The following is a 19872-nucleotide window of genomic DNA, read 5'->3' as shown; positions in this document are numbered from 1 at the left end:
CCGATGGACATCCGGTTTCTGGGCGGCGCTCGCGAGGTCGGACGCAGCGCGATCCTCGTCAACGACTCGCTGCTCCTCGATTTCGGGATGCTCGCGGGAACGCCGCCGCGGTTCCCCGTCGACACGCCGGACCCGGACGCGGTCGTGGTGAGCCACGGTCACCTCGATCACGCCGGGGCGGTTCCGGCGCTGCTCTCCGGTTCCGAACGGCCGCCGATCCACTGGACGCCGCCGACGCGCGAACTCGCCCTGACGCTCGCCCGCGACACGCTGAAGTTACACGGCGGCACGCTGCAGTGCCCGTTCACCGAGACCGACGTCCGACGCGTCACGCAGATCTCGGAGACGCACGGCTACGGGGAGACGTTCGAGGCCGCCGGGCACGAGGTGACGTTTCACAACGCTGGCCACATACCCGGCAGCGCGCACGTTCTCGTCGACGATGGCGAGACCCTGCTCCTCTACACGGGCGATTTCCACACTGACGACCAACGCCTCGTCTCGGGAACGACTGCGCGACCTGACGCGGACGTCGTCATCTGCGAGAGTACGTACGCCGATGTCGAACACGAGGACCGAGCCAACGTCGAGGAACAGTTCGCCCAGAGCGTCGAGACGACGCTCTGGGAGGGCGGGACCGTCGTCGTCCCCGCCTTCGCCATCGGGCGCACCCAGGAGATGCTGCTCGTCTGCGAGGCCCACGACATCCCCTGTTACGTCGACGGGATGGGGAAAGACGTGACGCGGATGCTGCTCGAACACCCCGAGTTCGTCCGCGACGCCGACGCGCTTCGGCGGGCGAAGTCGCACGCTCGGTTCGTCACCGGTCGCGACGGGCAACGGAAGCGAATCGCCGAGCAGAACGCGGCGATCGTCACCACGAGCGGGATGCTCTCCGGCGGTCCCGCGATGACCTACGTCCCCGAGATCCGATCGAACCCGACGAACAAGGTGACGATGACCGGCTATCAGGTGGACGGGACCCCCGGCCGCGACCTCGTGGAGACGGGCAGCGCCGAGATCGACGGTCGCATACTGCCCGTGGCCGCGCGGGTCGAACAGTACGACTTCTCGGCGCACGCCGATCGAGCGGGCCTCCGTCGGTTCCTGAACGACTACGGGGACGCGACGATCCTCGTCGATCACGGCGACCGCTGTGCGGCGTTCGCCGACGAACTCGTCGCCGACGGGTTCGCGGCGACCGCTCCCGAGATCGGTGAGACGGTCGTCGTGTGAGAAAGCGCTGGGATCGCGGCGTACCGCGCCGGGGTCGCTGCCGGCGCGGACCCGGCGGTACGACGCGGCGCGGTCGCCGCCGCGGGCGCGTCACTCCTCGGACGGAATCGCTCGGACCTCGAACTCGCGGTAGCCGCCGTAGGCCGTCTCCAGCGCGCCGAGCCACCAGTTCCAGCGGTCCGCGACGCTCGACTCGTCGGGGGCGTCCTTCAGGTTCCGCACGATCTCCTCGACCGTGAGCGGCGCGCCCCGGTCGTCGGCGACGATTCCGGCGTCGGCGAGATCACGCGCCTGTCGGGCGACGACACGGTTCTCCGCGGACTCGTCCTCGAACGCCGCTTCGAGCGCTTCGACCAGTTCCTCGGCGGTGAAGCCCGCCGTCTCCAGCGGGACGTCGCCGGCGTTGCTGTTCCCCGTCATACCCGACGCTTCGTTCCCGAGCGAAAAGAATCCGCCGGTGATGCCCGCGCGTCTCGCCCGACCCGACGCCGCGCTCACTCCACCGCGCGACTCGTTCTCACTCCCTCACGCGACTCACTCGCTACCTCACTCGATTCACTCCCTCACTCGATTCACTCCCTCACGCGACTCACTCCCACCACTCGCTGCGTCGGTCCTCGTAGGAGGCGTCGCGGAACGGCGGCGGCTTCTCGGCGTCGTCCTCGGCCCCGAAGCCGTAGGCCAGCCAGTAGCCGACGTGCCAGGCGACCGCGTCGGTGTCGAGATCGACGAGCGAGATCCGCAGCCGCGAGTAGGTCTCGATCGCACCGTCGCCGTCCGGATCCGGGCCCGTGGTCGCACCGCAGGAGGCGGCGCCCTCGCCGCACGGCGAGGTTTCGACCGAGCGAACGACGACGTCGGCCGCTTCCGGGTCGTCGACCGTCGTGAACGAGAGGTTCGTCGGCATCCCCTCGACGCCGTCCTCGTAGTACGCCAGCGCGTGGTCGACCTGCCGCCGCGCGCCCGCGGGATCGGTCGCGTTCGCGGCGTCGACGTAAACCGTGAATTCGGCGTCGTCCCAGGGGAACGCGCGCTCGGTCGCGTTCGGCCGCGGTTCGGTGTAGAGCACCGACCGACTGGCCATCACTCCCTCGGGAGCGTCCTCGTGGGTGAGCCCGAGCGTGTGCCCGAGTTCGTGTTCGGTCACCAGCACGGTCGAGTCGTCGGCGAAACCTGTCTGGACGAACACGGTCTCCGGGCGATCGATCTGCCGGCGGTCGTCGATCAGCGGCGCACAGCCCGCCGCGTCCGCCGCTCCGTCGCACTCGGGGACCTCGTCGACGAATTCGACGATCAGATCTGGATCCGAGGCGTCGGGGCGGACCTCGTAATCGACCGCATAGCCCGCGAAGCGCTCCGCGTTGGACTCCCAGTAGTCGGTGGCTTCGCGCACGAGCGGCGTCCACTCCCTCCCCGTGGCCGCGGCGTCGCGGACGCCGACGACGATCGGATCGGCTCCCCAGGGGTTCGCCGTTTCGGGGGCCGCCGTGGCCGTCGCCGTCGAAGCCGTCGTGGCGGACGGGGTCCCCGTCGTCCGGACGTCCGAATCACCCGGGGTCGTCGATCGGGGGTCGCTTTCGGCTGCGTCGCTCGACGGGGTCTCGACGACGGGGCCGACGCAACCCGACAGCGCCAGGAGAAGCGCGAGTGCGATCACGACGAGCCGAGACGACCGAGTCGACACAGGTGCGTGGACGACTGAGACGCTCAAGAATGTTTGCACGGTGACCCGCTTCCGCGCGGTCACAGACCGCAGTCGGCACTCGGGCGTCGAAAGCGGCTGAGAGGAGTAAGCCCCCTTCTGTTCGTCTCGGCATTCGGCTGAGCGGCCGCGCCCTGTCCGGACTACCTTGGCGGCGCGGACTTGCACCGGTGAGGATTCGCCGTTCCATCCGTTCTCGACCGTCGGCGCACGGGCGCACTGCGCTCGTACGCGACGAGATGGCTGCCGCCATCTCGGGCGATCGCGCTACGACCGCGCCGTTCGCGGCTGACGCCGCTCACGTTTCGCAGTCGTAGCGCGACTGCGCTGCCCTCGACGGGTCAACTCCCTTCCCTTACGGGTCGGTTCGCGCGCTCGCGGGTCGCCCCGCGTGCGCCGGCGGCGGAGACCGCCGCTCGCGTCTCATCGGTCGGGTCGAGGGGTCTCGTCTCTGTTCCAGAGCCAGCCGTCTCCGACTCCGGGCTTGCGCCCGGTCACCCGTCCGGACGGTGGGGGGACTTTCCTCGTCAGTCCGAATCGGACCGACGGGAGCCGAGCTCTCTCTGCCGTTCGATCCGAGGCGGCTGAGTCCAATAAGCCGTTCGGTCGTTCGGTTCGAGGTCGACTCGTCGAGAACGCAGTGGACGACGGATCCACCGAGACAGTATCATCATCGACCGTACTGGACCGTCCGAACGCACCGCTGCGGCCGTATACCGCGCGGAAAGAAGGGAAGCGTTCAAGTCAGGCGAGCGCTTGTACGGAGATATGTCCGAGGCGCAGACCGTTCGTCTCTCCTACGACGATGGGGCGAGGGCGGTCGAATTAGCGCGTGAGTCGGTCGAATCGTACGTTTTACACGGTCAACGCGAACAGCCGGGCAGTATGCGCGACGCGTTCTACGCGCGAACCGGCGCGTTCGTCAGAATACGATCGACTCGCGGACGCGGCCGTCTCCGAGGCTGTGCGGGCGCCTACCGCGGCAGCGACCAACTCGGACACGCGATCGTCGACGCCGCGATTCAGGCGGCCTCGGAGAACTCCTGTGGTTCGGAGATCGAACAGCCCGAACTCTCGAATCTCACCATCTCGGTCTGCGTCGTCTGCGACTACGTCCAGACCGACAACCCGCTCGACGACGTGGAACTGGGGACACACGGCGTCGTGGTGGACAACGGCAACGACCACGGCTGGCTCTACCCGACGATCCCCGTCGAGAACGGCTGGAACGAACAACAATTTCTCACGCACGCCTGCCGGAAAGCGGGAATCTCCCCGCTCGCGTGGCAGGACGACGATACGACCGTCACGCTGTTCGACGGACAGGTGTTCCGCGAGCGCGCCGACGGCGGCAGCGTCGAAGAACTGTAGTCACCGACCCGATCGATCCGATCCGCGTTCGCACCGACTCGTTACTCGCTGGTTTCGCCGACGCCGTACTCACACAGCTCTGCGTCCCGAGCGGCCCGCTCGGCGGCCGCGTCGATCCCGAGATCGACGTCGTCGACGATCTCCCCGCCGCGGACCAGCGGTTCCAGCAGCGCCTCGCCGTTCTCGGGACCCGCACGGTCCCGCAGCCCGACGTGGTGGCCGCCGTCGGGCGTCCGGTAGACGGACTTCGCGCCGGTGAGCTTGCCGCGCTTGGCCGCCGGTTCGCCGTCGACCTCGACGATGTCGAGCGCGAAGTCGACGGGGTCGGCGTTCGAGACGTAGCCGCCGACGCCGAACCCGTCGGCGACGTCGCGGAGTTCGCGCAGTTCTGCGGGTCCGAGGCCCCCGGAGGCGAAGATGTCGACGTCCTCGTGTCCGTGCGCGTCCAGCGTCCAGCGTACCTCTCTGAGTATGTGTCGGAAATCGCCCCGGCGCGATCCGGTCGTGTCGAGTCTGACGCTGTCGAGTCGGTCGCCGAGTGCCTCGGCGGCGCGGAGCGCCTCGTCGGCCTCGTCGGAGTAGGTGTCACACAGCGCCACGCGGGGCACGTCCTCGTCGACCGCCTCGTCGAACGCCCGCCACGCCTGTTCCTGGTTGCCGCGGCCGAAGCAGATGAGCAGCGCGTGCGGCATCGTCCCGCCCGCTTCCCGGCCGAGGACCTCGCCGGCGGCGACGTGCGAGAACCCGTCGAGACCGGCGACGAGCGCGCCGCGTTCGATCATCGCGGCGACGGACGGGTGGACGTGCCGCGCGCCGAAGGAGAGCACCGTCGACTCGGGGGCCGCTCGCCGCACGTCGAGGGCGGCGGTCGCGACGCCCGAGGCGTGCGAGAGAAAGCCCAAAAGCGACGTTTCCAGCCGGGCGAACTCGAGGTAGTCGCCCTCGACCCGCATCACGGGACCGCCGTCGAACAGCCGTCCCGGCGGGATGGCGTCGACGTCGACGTCGCGACCCTCAAGCAGCGCCGCGGCGTCTTTCACGCCCGCCAGCAGTTCGAAGTCGCCGTCGGGAAACTGGTCGGCGGTCACCTCGGCGACGACGCGAGGATTCCGGCCCGCGTGGCGGAGCGTCGTCTCCGTCCGATCGAAGTACGCGTCGGTCGCCGACCCCTCGGCGATGGCGTCGGGACCGACGATGTCGAACTCCATACGCGGCGTTCGCGGCGCGCGCTGAAAAACTCACTCGTTCGGCTCCGATCTCCGAAGGGGATTCCTCTTCAAAGCCGGGCCTGTCCGTCGAGTCCGAGCGGTTCTCCCGGCTCAGGACTGCCGCGGTCGGATGTCGTCGAGGTCGGCGACGGTCGGTCCGTTCACGATCGTCACCCGTGTCCCCGAGCGCGTGACGCGGAACGCGTCCGCGAACTGGCCGTCGGGAACGACGTAGGTGTTTTCAGCGCGCTGTTCCGCGTCGTGAGCGTCGAGGATCGCTCGGTAGGCCCGCTGGAACTCTCTGGCGTCGGCTTCGGTGTCCCACTCGGTCGCCCAGACGTAGCCGTACTCGGCCTCGGCGTCGGTCCCCTTCTGGTAGGGGTAGAGCCGGTCGTTACCCCATCCCGCCGAGGGCTCGGCGTCGTAGTTGTACGTGTCGTATCGGTTCTCGACGTTCCCGATGCTCCGCGGATCGATCGTGTCGGCCCCGGCGTTCCGCGCCTGGTACCAGAACATCACGTACATCGACGCCTCGCCGACGGTGTCGGAGCCGTCCTCGCCCTGCTCGGGGAACGTCTCCCAGCCGTTACGCGCTCTGTCGCGGTAGTCGATGGGAACGGGTTCCTCGTCGGTCCGGTGGATGATCTGCTCGGAGGAGGCCGGCGGGTTCTCGAACCGCTCGTCGATCGCGTTCCAGCCCTCGCGGTCCACGAGGTCGTGGACGTAGACCGGACCGTCGGAGTACGGCTGGAAGATCGTCAGGAAGATCCCCAGGTTCGGCGAGCCGCCCCCGCCGCCGCCACCACCGCTCGACGGCGTGGCGACGCACTCCCACGACTCGCCGCAGCGGTCGGCGTACCGCTGTTCGACGTACTTCGCGTCGCCCTCGACGAGGCCGTCGACGGCGAGCTGTTCGTCCTGGGTGTCGCCGCCGTACTTCGCGTCCGTCAGATCGTACCGCTGGTCCTGGAGGGCGTGGACGAGTTCGTGGACGAGCGTCGCGTTGTTGATCGTCGGCGACTCGGGCGAGTCGGTGATGATCTTGATCTCGTCGTCCGACGGGGAGTAAAAGCCCGCGACGGCGGAGCTTCGGGTCTCACCGATCGCCTCGCCGCTGCTCTCGCTCTCGCCGGTGACGAACAGCGCCTCCCACACCTGGTCGTTCCAGCGTTCGTAGTCGCTGATTTCCCCACTACCCGACCCGCCGGACGACCGGTTCCGGTACTCCTCGCGCGAAATCACGTTGACCGGGACGCGCGAGTCGAACTCCTCGCCGCGGACGTACTCGACCCTGGCCATCGCCCGCCCGACGTAGGCGTCCAGTTCCTCGTCGGAGAGGCCGTCGGACTGGTCGACGTCGACCGACTCGTTGTACCAGTACCCGTCCTCCCACCCGAGGACGTCGCGCTCGGGGTCGTCGAAGTCGGCGTTCGGCGTCGCGGCGGCGTCGCTTCCGCCCGCGGGCGGGACCGACGAACCGGAGTCTAACACCGGGGCGCCACATCCCGCCAGGACGATCACCAGCGCGACCGCCGCGGCGGCGAGGCCGCGTTTCCGCGTCATTGTCGAGGGGAAGGCCCACGTGCGGAAGTACCTTTCCGCGTCGCACCTCGCTCTCTCCTACTGTCCTCCATCCCGACGACTTCTGTACACACCGGGCGAACGCATTTGTCGCCCGCAGCACTACGTTCGAGTATGTCGATCGATTCGTTCGATCCCGAGCGCACGGCCGTCGTCGTCGTCGATATGCAGAACGGGTTCTGTCACCCCGACGGGACCCTCCACGCGCCCGCGAGCGAGGCCGTGGTCGACGACGTGGGCGATCTGGTCGACGCCGCCCGCGACGCCGGCGCACGGATCGTCTACACCCGCGACGTGCACCCGCCCGAGCAGTTCGCGGACGCGCACTACTACGACGAGTTCGACCGCTGGGGCGAACACGTCGTCGAGGGGGACTGGGAGGCGGAGATCGTCGACGACCTCGACGTGCGCGACGCCGACCACGTGGTCGAGAAACACACCTACGACGCCTTTTACGAGACCGAACTCGACGGCTGGCTCACGGCCCACAGGGTCGACGACCTCCTCTTCTGCGGGACGCTCGCGAACGTCTGCGTCCTCCACACCGCCGGGAGCGCCGGGCTTCGGGATTACCGGCCGGTGCTCGTCGAGGACGCTATCGGCGCCATCGAGGCGGAGCACAAGGAGTACGCCCTAGAACACGCCGACTGGCTCTTCGGCGAGGTCGCGACCCGCGACGCGGTCGCTTTCGAGTAGCCGTCCGGGGACCCGTGCTCCCGTTCACTCCCGAAACAGCCGATAAGAGGCCTGTCCGGTCGCGACGGCTTCGCCCGATTCGGTCCCCTCCCAGCGTCGTGACGCCTCGTCGTCGACGTCCTCGGGGATCCGGCTGACGACCGTGACCGTGCTCACCCCGATCGTCCCGCCGGAGCGGACGACCTCCGCCGTCGCGGTCAGGTCACCCGACGCGCGGCGCAGGTAGTTGACGTTGAGGTTGACGGTCGCGATGCCGCCCCCGACGGGGTCTTCGAGCAGCGTCCGCTGAGCGATCCCGCCCGCGGTGTCGATGAGCGTCGCCGCGATGCCGCCGTGGACCGTCGGCGGGTCCGTGGTGTTGGTGAGTTTCTCGTCGTACGGTATCGTCATCACGACGCGCCCGGGTTCGAGCGCGTCGACGCGCGTTCCGAGCCACGACAGGTAGCCGTGCTCCTGTTCGATGTACTCCTGGACGAACGCGGCGGCGTCCTCCGGAAGCGCCGACCGGTCCGGATCCTCGTCGGCCATACCAGAATCGCACGCGGAGCGGGTATGTAGCCAGCGGTTCGATCGTCCCCGTCCGCCTCGCGACAGCTATCCGAGGCGGATCGGGTCGTCGCTCTCCCGGACGGATACCTCGACGCGATCGCCGATCTCGAACTCCCGCTCGGGGCAGACGAGCTTCACGCCGACGGCCGGGCCGAGACCGGCGAAGAGCGAGAGCCCGGTGATCCGATCGCCGTTCGCGACGACGTCGACGTCGCGCCAGGCGACGTCGCGTCCGTCGGCGTCGCCGACGTGACGGCCGAGAAACGACACGGCACCCTGTTCGGAGGCGACGCGATCGCCGTCTAGTGTGCCTCCGCCCGCGTAGTGGGTCAGTCCGCCGTCGAGGGCGACCTGCCGTTCGGCGACGCGGTCTCCCCGCATCGGCTCCCTCGGCTCCGTCTCTGCCGCCCCGGCGACGGTCCCGCCGATGCCGGCGAAGCGCTCGCCCGGAGCCGGGTGCGTGGGGCTGTCGAGGAGCGCGTACGTGTCTCCGACGTCGATCACGCTCCCGGTTCCGTCCCAGGCCAGCGGCTCGACGTCGACATCGGCGACGACTCGAAGCGAGCCACCCGCGCGGTGGAGATTCTGTCCCGCCTCGCGGAACCCCAGGTGGACGTGGTTCGCGACCCAGGGCGCGAAGAATCCGGAACGAATCATCGGGCCGAGCGGGTCGCCGACGGCGACCTCCTCGCCCGGTTCGACCCGCGGCCGGACGTGAAGGATCCGAGCCACTAGGTTCGCTCCGCCCTTTCGATCGACCCTGATCCCGCTCCGCTCGCGGTCGACGTCGATGAGGAGGAGGTACTCCTCGTCGGCCGCGTACGGTTTCCCCGGCGCCCGCACGGTCCGGGTCTCCCGAACGACGCCCGCGACCGGCGAGCGTCCCACGTTGTCCTCGGGGTAGAGGTCGACCGCACACCCGGAATCGTGTGCGGGATACGGGGAATTGTACAGCGAGAAGCGCCCGTACCCGCGGAGCGTCGACGCCGGGACGCGGACGGCGGCGTCGGCCCTCACTCGCGACCACCGATCATACGCTCCCGGAGGACCGAGAGCGCTTAGGTTCGTCGGCTCCATCCTCTCACTCAGTGCTCGAAGAGATCGCACCCGACGCGGCCGACGTCCGAGTCGTTCGCGGGCGGGCGTCGCAGCTCGACGCCGACCGGACCGGCACCGACGCGATGCTCGTTTCGACAGCCGAGACCGGCGTTCCCACGGTCCGCGTGTGGGCGCCGCACCGCCACGTGGCGTTCGGCCGCCGCGACGCGCGCGCTGAGGGGTACGAGCGAGCGATAACCGCGGCCGAGTCCCACGGCTATCCGGCCGTCGAGCGGAGCGTCGGCGGCCGTGCAGTCGCGTACTCGGGGACGACGCTCGCGTTCGCCGTCGCGGTCCCGACGGAAGACAGCCGGCGCGGGCTCGAAGCGCGGTACGACGCCGCGACGACGGCCGTCGTCCGGGCGTTGCGGTCGCTCGGCGTCCCCGCCCGGCGCGGCGAGCCCGAGGCGTCGTTCTGTCCGGGCGACCACTCCGTGCAGGCCCGCGGGAAGATCTCGGGCATCGCCCAGCGGATCCGACGCGAGACGGCGCTCGTCGCCGGCGTCGTCGTGGTCGACGCCCACGAGGAACTCGCGTCCGTACTCGCTCCCGTCTACGAGGCGCTCGACGTGCCGTTCGATCCCGATTCGGTGGGAAGCGTCGCCCGAAGCGGTGGTCCGGCGGACCCCGACGCCGTCGCGGAGTCGCTCCGTGACTCCCTCTGCGGCGATCTCGGGCGACGGACGGTTTCGGTCTCCGCGTTGCTCGCGGAGTACGGCGACGGACACCGGTAGCTTCGGGACCGCGCTGAACCGTCGCGCTTAGGTCGACCGCGCGAGACGGCTGCGTATGTCGACGCTCTTCCGCGACGCGAGACTCGCCGACGGTCGAATCTGCGACGTCCGGACCGAGTCCGGCAGTATCACCGACGTCGGGGACGTGACCGACGACGGGCCGGCCGACCGCGTCGTCGACGCCGACGAACGGCTGTTGCTTCCCGGTGCGATCGACGCCCACGTTCACTTCCGGGAACCGGGTCACTCCCAGAAAGAAACCTGGCGCACGGGCTCGTCGAGCGCCGCGGCCGGCGGCGTGACGACCGTCGTCGACCAGCCGAACACGTCGCCGCCGACGGTCACCGGCGACGCGTTCGACGAAAAGTCGTCGCTCGCTGCCGACTCGCACGTCGACTACGGTATCAACGGCGGCGTGACGCCCGACTGGGACCCCGACTCGCTGTTCGACCGGCCGCTGTTCGCCCTCGGTGAGGTGTTCCTCGCCGACTCGACGGGCGATATGGGCATCGACGCCGACCTGTTCGCCGAGGCCGTCGAGCGGGCGGCCGAGGCGGACGTCGTCGTCACTGTCCACGCCGAAGACGCCGACCTGTTCGACGAGACGGCGCGCGAGCGCGATGCCGGCGGCGTCGGTCGCGACGCCGACGCCGACGTCTGGAGCCAGTACCGCCGCGCCGAGGCCGAGGCAGCGGCGGTCGAACGCGCCGTCGAGGTCGGCGCCGAGACCGACGCCGCGATCCACATCGCGCACACGAGCACGCCCGAGGGCGTCGACGCCGCCGTCGCGGGCGGTGCGACCTGCGAGGTGACGCCGCATCACCTGTTTCTCTCCCGTGAGAACGCGACCGAACTCGGCACGTACGGGCGAATGAACCCCCCGCTTCGGAGCGAGGAGCGTCGCGAAGCGCTGTGGCAGCGGCTCGTCGACGGCGATGTCGACATCGTCGCGACCGATCACGCCCCGCACACCGTCGAGGAGAAGGAGACGAGTCTGTGGGATGCGCCGAGCGGCGTCCCCGGCGTCGAGACGATGCTGCCGCTGCTCTTGGAGCGAGCGCGACGGGGAGCGATCACCTACGAACGCGTCCGCGACCTCACGGCGACGAATCCGGCCGAAATCTTCGATCTCCCCGCCAAGGGCCGCGTCGCCGAGGGCTACGACGCAGACCTGGTGCTCGTCGACCCCGAGGACGAGCGGGAGATCCGCGGCGACGATCTCCACTCGAAGTGCGGGTGGACGCCGTTCGAGGGAATGATCGGCGTTTTCCCGTCGCTGACGCTTTCCCGTGGCGAAATCGTCTACGACGGCGAGGCGGTCCTGGGCGAACCGAGTGGCGAGAACGTCCGCCGGTAGGGAGGTCGGCAGCGACGCCTCTCAGTCGCTGGCAGTTGCGAACAGCCGGCACTCGCTGCGAATACGGGCTGATGTCCCAGCCGTCCTCGCGTCCCCCGCGCCGACGTGCCGGACAACCGCTTCCCGACGCGGGGTGGAACTCACGTCACGGCGGCGATGGTCCCGTCATCGGGTATAAACGCTCGTCCCGATCGCGACTCTCGACGGCGGTCAGTGAGCGTCGAACCGATCAGAGCCGTCGGTCCGAACAGTGCCGTCGAACCGGTCCGCGAGCGTGGAGCCGATCAGAGCTTCCGGTCCGCGAGCGCCGGAAACGACGCGCGCGTCTCCCGAACCTCGTCGAGATCGACGGTCGCGTGCGCCGTCCCCGCTGCGGTTCCGGCGTTCGCTCGTTCGACGCCCCAGGGATCGACGACGACGCTCTCGCCGCCGAGATCGACGCCGTCGATCGATCCGACGAGGTTGGCGGCGACTAGGAACGTCTGGTTCTCGACGGCCCGCGTTCGGGCGAACAGGTGCCAGTGATCGATCCGCTCGCGAGGCCACGCGGAGGCGACGAGCAAGATCTCGACGCCGCGATCGACGAGCGAGCGGTAGAGTTCCGGGAACCGGAGGTCGTAGCAGGTCGTCAGTCCGACCGTTCCGAGGTCGGTTTCGACTGCGCAGGGTTCCGCTCCGGATGTGAGTAGCTCGGATTCCTTCGATTCGTAACCGAACAGGTGGATCTTCCGGTAGGTGTCGAGGAGCGTCCCGTCGGGACCGAACAGCACGGAGGTGTTGTAGAGGTCCGAGTCGCCCCCGTCGGCGTCGCCGTCGCGCTCGACGAGACTCCCGCCGTGGAGGTGAATCGAGAGGTCGTCGGCGAGCGCGGCGAGACGGTCGGTCGTCGGCCCCGGGACCGGTTCCGCGGCGTCGCGGTAGGCGTCGAACGCGAAGTAGCCGACCGGCCACATCTCCGGGAGGACGACCAGATCCGCGCCGTCGGCCGCGGCCGCGCGGACCTCCGACACCGCCTGCTCCAGATTCGCGTCCGGCTCGTTTCGTGCCGGTAGCTGGACGACAGCGACGTTCATTCCTCTCACTCCTCGTCGCTGGCCCAATCGAGCGAGCGCTCGACGGCCTCCTGCCAGCGCCCGTAGCGTTCTTCGACGTCGTCCGCGCGGTCCGGCTCGAACTCGCGGTCGACCCGCCAGTTCTCGCGGAGTTCGTCCAGCGAGGCCCAGTAGTCGACCGCGAGCCCGGCGGCGTAGGCCGCGCCGAGCGCGGTCGTCTCGTCGACCTCCGGCCGGACGATGTCCGCGCCGACGACGTCCGCCTGCAACTGGCAGAGGAAGTTGTTCTTCACCGCGCCGCCGTCGACCCGCAGGTCCGTGAGTTCGATCCCGCTGTCCTCGGTCATCGCCTCGGCGACGTCGCGCGTCTGGTAGGCGATCGATTCGAGCGTCGCGCGGACGATGTGTTCGCGCCGCGTCCCGCGCGTCATCCCGACGATGGTGCCGCGGGCGCGCTGGTCCCAGTGCGGCGCGCCGAGGCCGGTGAACGCGGGGACGACGTAGACGCCGTCGGTCGAGTCGACCGACCGGGCGAGCGCCTCGCTCTCGGCGGGGTCGTCGATGAGCGTCAGGTCCTCCAGCCACTCGATTGCCGCGCCGGTGATGAATATCGATCCCTCGAGGGCGTACTGAGCCGGTTCGCCGGAGCGCTGGAACCCGACCGTCGTGAGCAGGCCGTTCTCGGAGGCGACGGCCTCGCTTCCCGTGTTCATCAGCATAAACGACCCCGTTCCGTAGGTGTTCTTCGCATCGCCGGCGTCGAAGCACGTCTGGCCGAACAGCGCCGACTGCTGGTCGCCGAGCGCGCCCGCGACGGGGACGGACGCTCCGAGGAACCCGTCGGGGTCGGTCGTTCCGTAGTGGTCGTCGTCGGCGGAGGGACGCACCTCCGGCAGCATCGCCGCGGGAACGCGGAACTCGTCGAGCAGTTCGTCGTCCCACGACAGGTCGTGGATGTCGAACAGCATCGTCCGCGAGGCGTTCGTGACGTCGGTGACGTGCGCGCCGGTCAGTTTGTAGATCAGCCAGGAGTCGATCGTGCCGAAGCAGAGTTCGCCGGCCTCTGCGCGGTCGCGGACGTCCTCGGGGCGCATCCGCTGGAGTTTGATCGGGTCGGCGTTGTCGAGGAGCCACTCGGCTTTCGTCGCCGAAAAGTACGCGTCGGGTTCGAGCCCGGTCGTCTCGCGGATCCACGCGTCCTTGCCTTCCCGTTCGAGCGCTTCGACTCGTTCCGTCGTCCGCCGATCCTGCCACACGATGGCATTGTACACCGGCGTCCCCGACTCGCGGTCCCAGACGACGGTCGTCTCGCGTTGGTTGGTGATGCCGATCGCCGCCAACTGCGAGGCGTCGATGCCGGCGTCGTCGAGCGCGCGCCGAATCGTGACGGTGGTGTTCTCCCAGATCTCTTCGGGGTCGTGTTCCACCCAGCCCGGTTCGGGGTAGATCTGTTCGTGCGTTTCGTAGGCGTTCGCGACCGGCTGCCCGCCGTGATCGAAGACGATGAACCGCGTTCCGGTCGTTCCCTGATCGATCGCGCCGACGTACGTGCGTTCTTTCATACTCGTGGTTGCTGTCGTGTCGCTCGTGTTCTGCTGGCTGTTCGGCCGCCGGGACGGAGCCGTCCGCGTTCGTCGGACCGACGCCGGACCCGAACGCTCCGAGATGCGGGTTGTCGGTGCACGTCGGAGGCGGGAGGTGCTAAAACCCGGCGTTGTCGACCCGACGCCGCCCGCGCGACGTCGCTCGTGCGTTGCCCACGCTGTCCGGCGAAAAGTATCTACCCCCGGCGGGTGCACGTAGGCGTATGTCCGATCCCTTCGTGGTCGTCGGCGGTGACGCCGCCGGACTCTCCGCGGCGAGCAAGTGTCGACGCACCGACCCCGACCGCGACGTCATCGTGTTCGAGAAAGGTTCCTGGGTCTCCTACGCACACTGCGGCACGCCGTACTTCGTGAAAGGCGAGGTCGACCGCCTCGAAGACCTCCTCTCGCTGTCGCCCGCGGCCGCCGAAGAGCGCGGTATCGACCTCCGGCGCGGCCACGAGGTCGTCGCCGTCGACACCGACGCGGCGACGGTCACCGTCGAGGGCGGCGGGACGACGTTCGAACAGCCCTACGGCGACCTCCTCGTCGCGACCGGCGCCCGCGCCGTCTCGGATCCGATCGAGGGGGCGACGCTCGACGGCGTCTTCACCCTCCACGGCCTCGATCACGCCGCGGCGATCCGGGCGTACCTGACCGACCCGGACGAATTCGAAGTCGCGGCCCTCGGCGGGGGCGACGCGCTGGACGAGTCCGAGGTCGAACGCTACGGCGCGCTCGCCCCGCCGGAGACCGTCGCGGTCGTCGGCGCGGGCTACGTCGGCGTCGAGATGGCCGAGGCGTTCGACGCGTGGGACCTCGACGTCCACCTGTTCCAGCGGCCCGACCGCCCGGTCCCGGCGTTCGGCGACGCCGTCGGCGACGCGGTCACGGAACACCTCCGCGAGGCGGGCGTGACGCTGCACTTCGACGAGGAGGTCGTCCGACTCGACGGCGAGGCGGGACACGTCGACGGCCTCGTCTGCGAGAGCGGTGCCGAACTCGCGGTCGACGCCGCGCTCGTCGGGATCGGCATCCGGCCGAACACGGAACTCCTCGACGACACGCCGGTCGAACTCGGCGCGTCGGGGGCCGTCGCCGCCGACGCCTACGGCCGAACCACCGTCGACGACGTCTACGCCGCGGGCGACGTCGCGGAGATGCCCCATATGGTTACCGACGAGGCGGTATGGGACCCGCTCGGCCTCCCCGCGAACCGCGCCGGCCGGGCCATCGGCGCGACGGTCGGCGGCGACCCCACGCCGGTCGGGTCCGTCGCGGGCACGGCGATGGTGAAGGCGTTCGACCTCGAGTGCGGCCGGACGGGGATCCTGGACCACGCCCGCGCCCGCGGGGCCGGCTTCGACCCCGTCTCCGAGACGATCACGGCCGGATCGCGGTCGGGCTACTACCCCGGCGCGGCCGAGACGACGGTCACGCTCACCGCCGACCGCGACACCGGCCGGCTCCTCGGCGGGAGCGTCGTCGGCACCGACCGCGCGGCGATCCGGATCGACACGCTCGCGACGGCGCTCGGCGGCGAGCTGACAGTCGCGGAACTCGAACGCCAGGACCTCGGCTACGCGCCGCCGTTCAGCCCCGTCTGGGACCCCGTCCTCGTCGCCGCGAAGGTGCTGAACGGCTCGTTGCCGTAGTCGACGATCCGAGAGGAAAACCACCGGTGCGTGCTGCCGCGCGCTCTGTCGCGCGGCACACGCACGCGAGGGGCGACGAGCGAGCGACGCGAGCGAGGAGTCGGCTGGGGAGGACGTGGCGTAGCGGTGTCGTCGGGCGGGTCGCAAGGGGCCGGTCGCTCGGCGACGGACCGCGACGCAAGGACCGCAGGAGCGAACGGCGTGAGCGACGAGGACCACAGCGAGCGGCCCGAGTCGAGCGACCGGGGGCTTGCAGGAACCAGCTCGCACCAAGACGACGCGACGAAGCCCGTCCAACTCCTGCGCGTATGTACCGCTCTTCACTTCGTTCAGAGACGGCTCACGGGCCGGGAGGGACGTTGAACCACAGTCGCTCTGCTCGTTCCACTCGCGTCGCTCCCTGGTTCAAGTCTCCCGTGTACTACCGCCGCTCTTCACTTCGTTCAGAGACGGCTCACGGGCCGGGAGGGACTTGAACCGAAGCAAGACGGTCGCGCTCACTCCGTTCGCGCGCTGCGACTTGCAGGGTTCAAGCCCCTCCAGGTCGTCTATCGCTCCTCGCTGTCGCTCGGAGACGAGAAGGACGGGCCGGGAGGGACTTGAACCCCCGACCGTCTGGTTAAAAGCCAGACGCTCTGCCGAACTGAGCTACCGGCCCACACCGAGGGGTAACTGGCCGGCCGTGATAAGCGTTTACTCTCGGTGTTCGACGACAGCGTCGTGACAGCGACGTAAAAAAAGATATATCCTCCGTGACCGTGACCGGACGGCTAACTGCGTGCTGGAGACTCTACAGAAAAACGGCGTCGATTCTACTGGCGAGGGTGCCAGCGACAGGTTCGCTCCGCGTTATGAGTGACCGCTCGGGATCCCCCGCTGTCGTCGTTCTCGACGACGACGCGCTCGCGTCCGCGGTCCGGTCGGCCGTCGCCGACGCGTCCACGACGATGACCGTTCTCTCGACGACCGCTGACGAATACGCCCACGCGATCGACCGCGGGCCGGTCGACTGCGTCGTCGCCCGCCAGTTTCCCCCGCCGGAAGCGTTGCGGGCTCTCGCCAGGCCCGCGGGATCGCCCGTCTTCGACTCGGGACCCGAACCGGCGGCCGACGCGGAAAGCGGGTCGGGTTCGCGCGTCCTCCCGTCGGGGGAACCGAGCGATCTGACGGTCCCGTTGGTGCTCTACCCGTCGACGCCGACCGCCGAGCTGGCGCGGCGGTCCGCAGACGCCGAAGCGGTCCGGTACGTCCCGCAGTCGATCGACACGGGGGACTACGCGCTGCTCGTCGACGCCATCGAGGGAGCCGTCGGACGCCGTGCGCAAGAACGAGAGCTCCGGGCCCACGCGGCCGAACGCGACCTTCTCGTCCAAATGTCGTCGCTCGCCGACGTCGGCGGCTGGGAGCTCGACGCCGACGGAGAAGCCCTCACCTGGACCGCCGAGACCCGCCGACTCCACGGCGTCTCGGAGGCCTTCGAACCGACGGTCGACAACGCGATCGAGTTCTACCACCCCGACGACAGAGAGTCGGTTCGCGCGGACGTCGAGGCCGCGCTGGGAGGCGACCCGTTCGACTCGACGTACCGACTGTACCGGGCCGACGGCGACGTTCGCTGGGTCCGTTCGAAGGGGGTCCCGATCGTCGAAGACGAGTCGATCGTCGGCGTTCGCGGCTCGTTCCAGGACGTCACAGCAGAGAAACGCCGGGAGGACGACATCCGGCAGTTCAAACAGGCCGTCGAGGCCGCCGGCCACGCGATCTTCATCACCCAGCGGAACGGCACCATCGAGTACGTCAACCCGGCCTTCGAGGCCGTCACCGGCTACGAGGCCGAGGAAGCGGTCGGTCGGGATCCGTCGATCCTGAAGTCCGGGCAGATGGATCAAGAGTACTACAGGAACCTCTGGAGCACCGTCCTCGACGGGGAGGTGTGGTCCGAGCCGATCGTCAATCGGCGGAAGTCCGGCGAGCACTACCACGCCTCCGAAACGATCGCCCCGATCACGACCGACGACGGAGCGATTCAGGGGTTCGTCGCGATCCAGACGGACATCACCGACCGAGTCCACGCGCGCGAACGACTCGAAACGTTCAGAGAGATGGTCAACCGCCTCGACGACCCGATTATGCTCCAGAACCGCGACGGCTCCTTCGAGGTCGTCAACGACGCCGTCGCCGAGTACGCCGGCCTATCACGGTCAGAACTGATCGGCGACGACGAGTTCGCGTTCATGGACGAACCCGCCGCGCGGACGATCCGGGAGCACAAAGACCGCGTGCTCGAACTGGAGCGTTCGATCTCCTACGAGGTCACCCCCACGTTCCCCACGAAGGGCGAGCGTTCGTTCGCGACGACGCGCTATCCCCACTACGACGAGGAGGGTGCGGTCGACGGGTCGGTCGCCATCTGCCGTGATATCACGGAGCAATCCGAGCGCGAACACCAACTCCGCGTCCTCGATCGGATCCTGCGGCACAACCTCTACAACAAGATGAACCTGATCCTCGGGCACGCGGAGCTGCTCGAAAACCGGACGACCGGCGACGCGAAGTCATCGGTGCAGCAGATCATCGAGACCGGCGACGACCTGGTCGAACTCGCGGACAAAGAGCGGCGAATCGTCGAACTGCTCACCGACGACTCGCCCCCCCGTCGGATCGACATCCGGGAACTCCTCGAAGACGTCGCCGCCGAACTCCGCGAGTCGCACCCCGAGGCGTCCATCGTCGTCGACTGTCCGGAGTCGTTCGACGTCCGAGCGATTCCGGAGGTCCGCAAGGCGCTCACCGAACTCCTCCGCAACGCCGTCGTCCACACCGGCGACGACCCCGCCGTCTCGGTGCGGGTCACGCGCGCGGACGGCACCGTCGCCGTCGCCGTCGCCGACGACGGCCCCGGCATCCCCGAAATGGAACGGAAGGCCGCCCGGAGCGAGACCGACATCACGCCGCTGTTCCACGGCTCCGGACTCGGTCTCCAGTTCGTCAACCACGTCGCACGCCGCTCCGGGGGATCGTTGCGGTTCGGGTCGTCCGACCACCGGACCGCGGACCCCGACTTGCGCCCCGCTACGACCGGCGGTGAGGCGGTGGCCGGCACCGACGCCGAAAAGCCGGGCGGCGGGAGCGCATCTGTCTCCGAGGCGGCGGACGCCGATTCCGAGACAGCGGCGTCCGCCGCCGCCGACGGCACGGGCGGCGCGGTCGTCGTGTTGTATCTCCCGGCCGCGGACGAGTCTGCAGATGAGCAGGGCGAGCGCCTCGGGGCTTGACCCCGAGGCGGTTCACTCGGGCGTAACGGACTCTTCGGCGAAGTACGAATCGAGTGCCTCCGCGACAAGCTCGCCGGGGTCCCGGTTCTCGATGGACGCGCGTCGCCGGAGTTCCCGGTAGACGTCGAGGGGGAGCGACAGTTCGATCCGCCCCAGTTCGATCCCGCGCGCTCTGAGGGCCGCGGCGGCGCTCGTGTCGCCGTCGACCTCGCTCGCGATCCGTCGCACCTGCCGAACCGTGAGGTCGGCGTCGACGACCGCCCACGCGAGGTCGAAGCGGTCGACGCCGGAGACGCGAGCGATGTGCTTCGCGGCCGTCGGCGCGATGTCGCCGCGGGCGACGTGCCGGCGGATCGCCTGCGGGAGGTCGTGGACGCGGGCCCACTTGCGAACGAACGAGACGGAGACGTCGCCGCCGGCGCGTTCGACCGCTTCCTTGTAGGAGCCGACGCCCCTGACGAGCGCCGCGCAGGCGGCCGCGCCCCGGAGCATGTACACGTTGTCGGCTGCGCCGACCGTGTTCTCGGAGAACGCGCGGACCGTCTCGGCGGCCTCGGCGACGCTCTCGGGGTCGTCGGGGTCGAACCCGACGGCCTCCTTGGCCCGCTCGCCGGTGACGGCGGGATCGGCGCGGACGACGGGCTCGCCGACCGGTTCTTCGCGGTCTGCAGGGAGTCGTCTCGGTCGGCCGTCGTCGTCGGTCATCTTCGACTCCACGTAACGCGGCTGCGAGTAAAAGCCTCACCCCGTCGCGCGCGGAGCGCGGACGCCGTCC

General features: G+C 69.4%; 16 protein-coding genes, 1 tRNA gene and 1 other RNA gene. 7 read left to right on the top strand and 11 right to left on the bottom strand.

The genetic code is table 11. The features are described 5' to 3' along the window. The first annotated feature begins 3 nt into the window (after positions 1 to 3). The gene (locus NO360_RS14200; RefSeq protein WP_256308451.1) at positions 4 to 1236 is read left to right on the top strand and encodes an MBL fold metallo-hydrolase; all 1233 of its coding nucleotides are present in this window, start codon (positions 4 to 6) and stop codon (positions 1234 to 1236) included. Positions 1237 to 1326: 90 nt separating this feature from the next. Here NO360_RS14200 and NO360_RS14195 read toward each other — a convergent pair whose 3' ends face one another. The 3 genes from NO360_RS14195 to rnpB form a co-directional block, all read right to left on the bottom strand. Beyond that, on the bottom strand, positions 1327 to 1656 hold the full coding sequence (locus NO360_RS14195; protein ID WP_256308450.1) for a WNWW family protein: 330 nt from the start codon (positions 1654 to 1656) through the stop codon (positions 1327 to 1329). A 169-nt stretch (positions 1657 to 1825) separates the two neighbouring features. Further along, positions 1826 to 2920: a zinc metalloprotease gene (locus NO360_RS14190; protein ID WP_256308449.1), complete on the bottom strand. Its 1095-nt coding sequence runs from the start codon at positions 2918 to 2920 to the stop codon at positions 1826 to 1828. 94 nt (positions 2921 to 3014) lie between these two features. Further along, positions 3015 to 3506, bottom strand: an RNA gene (rnpB, locus tag NO360_RS14185) — RNase P RNA component. A 200-nt stretch (positions 3507 to 3706) separates the two neighbouring features. Here rnpB and NO360_RS14180 point away from each other — a divergent pair. Further along, complete coding sequence (locus NO360_RS14180) at positions 3707 to 4309, top strand: TIGR00296 family protein (protein ID WP_256308448.1); 603 nt, start codon at positions 3707 to 3709, stop codon at positions 4307 to 4309. 41 nt (positions 4310 to 4350) lie between these two features. Here the strand turns inward: NO360_RS14180 and NO360_RS14175 are convergent, their stop codons facing one another. Together NO360_RS14175 and NO360_RS14170 are read right to left on the bottom strand one after the other, a co-directional pair. Further along, the gene (locus tag NO360_RS14175; RefSeq protein ID WP_256308447.1) at positions 4351 to 5517 is read right to left on the bottom strand and encodes a nicotinate phosphoribosyltransferase; all 1167 of its coding nucleotides are present in this window, start codon (positions 5515 to 5517) and stop codon (positions 4351 to 4353) included. A 111-nt stretch (positions 5518 to 5628) separates the two neighbouring features. Continuing rightward, positions 5629 to 7080 carry an Hvo_1808 family surface protein gene (locus tag NO360_RS14170; RefSeq protein ID WP_256308446.1) on the bottom strand — a complete coding sequence of 484 codons (1452 nt, stop codon included), beginning with the start codon at positions 7078 to 7080 and terminating at the stop codon, positions 5629 to 5631. A gap of 132 nt (positions 7081 to 7212) precedes the next feature. Here NO360_RS14170 and NO360_RS14165 point away from each other — a divergent pair, with 132 nt between their 5' ends. Continuing rightward, positions 7213 to 7794: a cysteine hydrolase family protein gene (locus NO360_RS14165; RefSeq protein ID WP_256308445.1), complete on the top strand. Its 582-nt coding sequence runs from the start codon at positions 7213 to 7215 to the stop codon at positions 7792 to 7794. A 24-nt stretch (positions 7795 to 7818) separates the two neighbouring features. On the opposite strand, the gene NO360_RS14160 is transcribed toward NO360_RS14165, so the two are convergent. Together NO360_RS14160 and NO360_RS14155 are read right to left on the bottom strand one after the other, a co-directional pair. Further along, on the bottom strand, positions 7819 to 8322 hold the full coding sequence (locus NO360_RS14160) for a PaaI family thioesterase (protein ID WP_256308444.1): 504 nt from the start codon (positions 8320 to 8322) through the stop codon (positions 7819 to 7821). A gap of 66 nt (positions 8323 to 8388) precedes the next feature. Further along, positions 8389 to 9360 carry a DUF8155 domain-containing protein gene (locus tag NO360_RS14155; RefSeq protein ID WP_256308443.1) on the bottom strand — a complete coding sequence of 324 codons (972 nt, stop codon included), beginning with the start codon at positions 9358 to 9360 and terminating at the stop codon, positions 8389 to 8391. 164 nt (positions 9361 to 9524) lie between these two features. Here NO360_RS14155 and NO360_RS14150 point away from each other — a divergent pair, with 164 nt between their 5' ends. Continuing rightward, positions 9525 to 10175, top strand: coding sequence for a lipoate--protein ligase family protein (locus NO360_RS14150; RefSeq protein ID WP_256308543.1), 651 nt, complete (start codon positions 9525 to 9527; stop codon positions 10173 to 10175). A gap of 55 nt (positions 10176 to 10230) precedes the next feature. Continuing rightward, positions 10231 to 11532: a dihydroorotase gene (locus NO360_RS14145; RefSeq protein WP_256308442.1), complete on the top strand. Its 1302-nt coding sequence runs from the start codon at positions 10231 to 10233 to the stop codon at positions 11530 to 11532. A gap of 284 nt (positions 11533 to 11816) precedes the next feature. Here the strand turns inward: NO360_RS14145 and NO360_RS14140 are convergent, their stop codons facing one another. Both NO360_RS14140 and glpK read right to left on the bottom strand, forming a co-directional pair. Next, positions 11817 to 12605, bottom strand: coding sequence for a carbon-nitrogen family hydrolase (locus NO360_RS14140; RefSeq protein ID WP_256308441.1), 789 nt, complete (start codon positions 12603 to 12605; stop codon positions 11817 to 11819). Between the two features lie 5 nt (positions 12606 to 12610). Beyond that, entirely contained in the window at positions 12611 to 14146 is a 1536-nt protein-coding gene (gene glpK / locus NO360_RS14135; RefSeq protein WP_256308440.1) for a glycerol kinase GlpK, read from the bottom strand. Between the two features lie 245 nt (positions 14147 to 14391). Between glpK and NO360_RS14130 the strand changes: the two genes are divergently transcribed. Beyond that, complete coding sequence (locus NO360_RS14130) at positions 14392 to 15822, top strand: FAD-dependent oxidoreductase (RefSeq protein WP_256308439.1); 1431 nt, start codon at positions 14392 to 14394, stop codon at positions 15820 to 15822. A gap of 584 nt (positions 15823 to 16406) precedes the next feature. Here the strand turns inward: NO360_RS14130 and NO360_RS14125 are convergent. Continuing rightward, a tRNA-Lys gene (locus NO360_RS14125) sits at positions 16407 to 16480 on the bottom strand. A 193-nt stretch (positions 16481 to 16673) separates the two neighbouring features. Here NO360_RS14125 and NO360_RS14120 point away from each other — a divergent pair. Then, positions 16674 to 19097, top strand: coding sequence for a PAS domain-containing sensor histidine kinase (locus NO360_RS14120; RefSeq protein ID WP_256308438.1), 2424 nt, complete (start codon positions 16674 to 16676; stop codon positions 19095 to 19097). A 12-nt stretch (positions 19098 to 19109) separates the two neighbouring features. Here the strand turns inward: NO360_RS14120 and NO360_RS14115 are convergent, their stop codons facing one another. After that, positions 19110 to 19802, bottom strand: coding sequence for a DUF7119 family protein (locus tag NO360_RS14115; protein WP_256308437.1), 693 nt, complete (start codon positions 19800 to 19802; stop codon positions 19110 to 19112). Positions 19803 to 19872 lie beyond the last annotated feature (70 nt).

It is taken from the genome of Halobellus litoreus, assembly GCF_024464595.1.
Classification (GTDB): domain Archaea; phylum Halobacteriota; class Halobacteria; order Halobacteriales; family Haloferacaceae; genus Haloquadratum; species Haloquadratum litoreum.
The sequence above is the reverse complement of the archived record's forward strand: the minus strand, read 5'-3'. Positions and strand labels throughout refer to the sequence as shown.

Coding starts and splice junctions, on each gene's coding strand:
- NO360_RS14165 (WP_256308445.1), top strand. CDS start 7,213: ATGTCGATCGATTCGTTCGATCCCGAGCGCACGGCCGTCGTCGTCGTC.
- NO360_RS14175 (WP_256308447.1), bottom strand. CDS start 5,517: ATGGAGTTCGACATCGTCGGTCCCGACGCCATCGCCGAGGGGTCGGCG.
- NO360_RS14115 (WP_256308437.1), bottom strand. CDS start 19,802: ATGACCGACGACGACGGCCGACCGAGACGACTCCCTGCAGACCGCGAA.
- NO360_RS14120 (WP_256308438.1), top strand. CDS start 16,674: ATGAGTGACCGCTCGGGATCCCCCGCTGTCGTCGTTCTCGACGACGAC.
- NO360_RS14180 (WP_256308448.1), top strand. CDS start 3,707: ATGTCCGAGGCGCAGACCGTTCGTCTCTCCTACGACGATGGGGCGAGG.
- NO360_RS14200 (WP_256308451.1), top strand. CDS start 4: ATGGACATCCGGTTTCTGGGCGGCGCTCGCGAGGTCGGACGCAGCGCG.
- NO360_RS14140 (WP_256308441.1), bottom strand. CDS start 12,605: ATGAACGTCGCTGTCGTCCAGCTACCGGCACGAAACGAGCCGGACGCG.
- NO360_RS14160 (WP_256308444.1), bottom strand. CDS start 8,322: ATGGCCGACGAGGATCCGGACCGGTCGGCGCTTCCGGAGGACGCCGCC.
- NO360_RS14170 (WP_256308446.1), bottom strand. CDS start 7,080: ATGACGCGGAAACGCGGCCTCGCCGCCGCGGCGGTCGCGCTGGTGATC.
- glpK (WP_256308440.1), bottom strand. CDS start 14,146: ATGAAAGAACGCACGTACGTCGGCGCGATCGATCAGGGAACGACCGGA.
- NO360_RS14150 (WP_256308543.1), top strand. CDS start 9,525: ATGCTCGTTTCGACAGCCGAGACCGGCGTTCCCACGGTCCGCGTGTGG.
- NO360_RS14145 (WP_256308442.1), top strand. CDS start 10,231: ATGTCGACGCTCTTCCGCGACGCGAGACTCGCCGACGGTCGAATCTGC.
- NO360_RS14195 (WP_256308450.1), bottom strand. CDS start 1,656: ATGACGGGGAACAGCAACGCCGGCGACGTCCCGCTGGAGACGGCGGGC.
- NO360_RS14130 (WP_256308439.1), top strand. CDS start 14,392: ATGTCCGATCCCTTCGTGGTCGTCGGCGGTGACGCCGCCGGACTCTCC.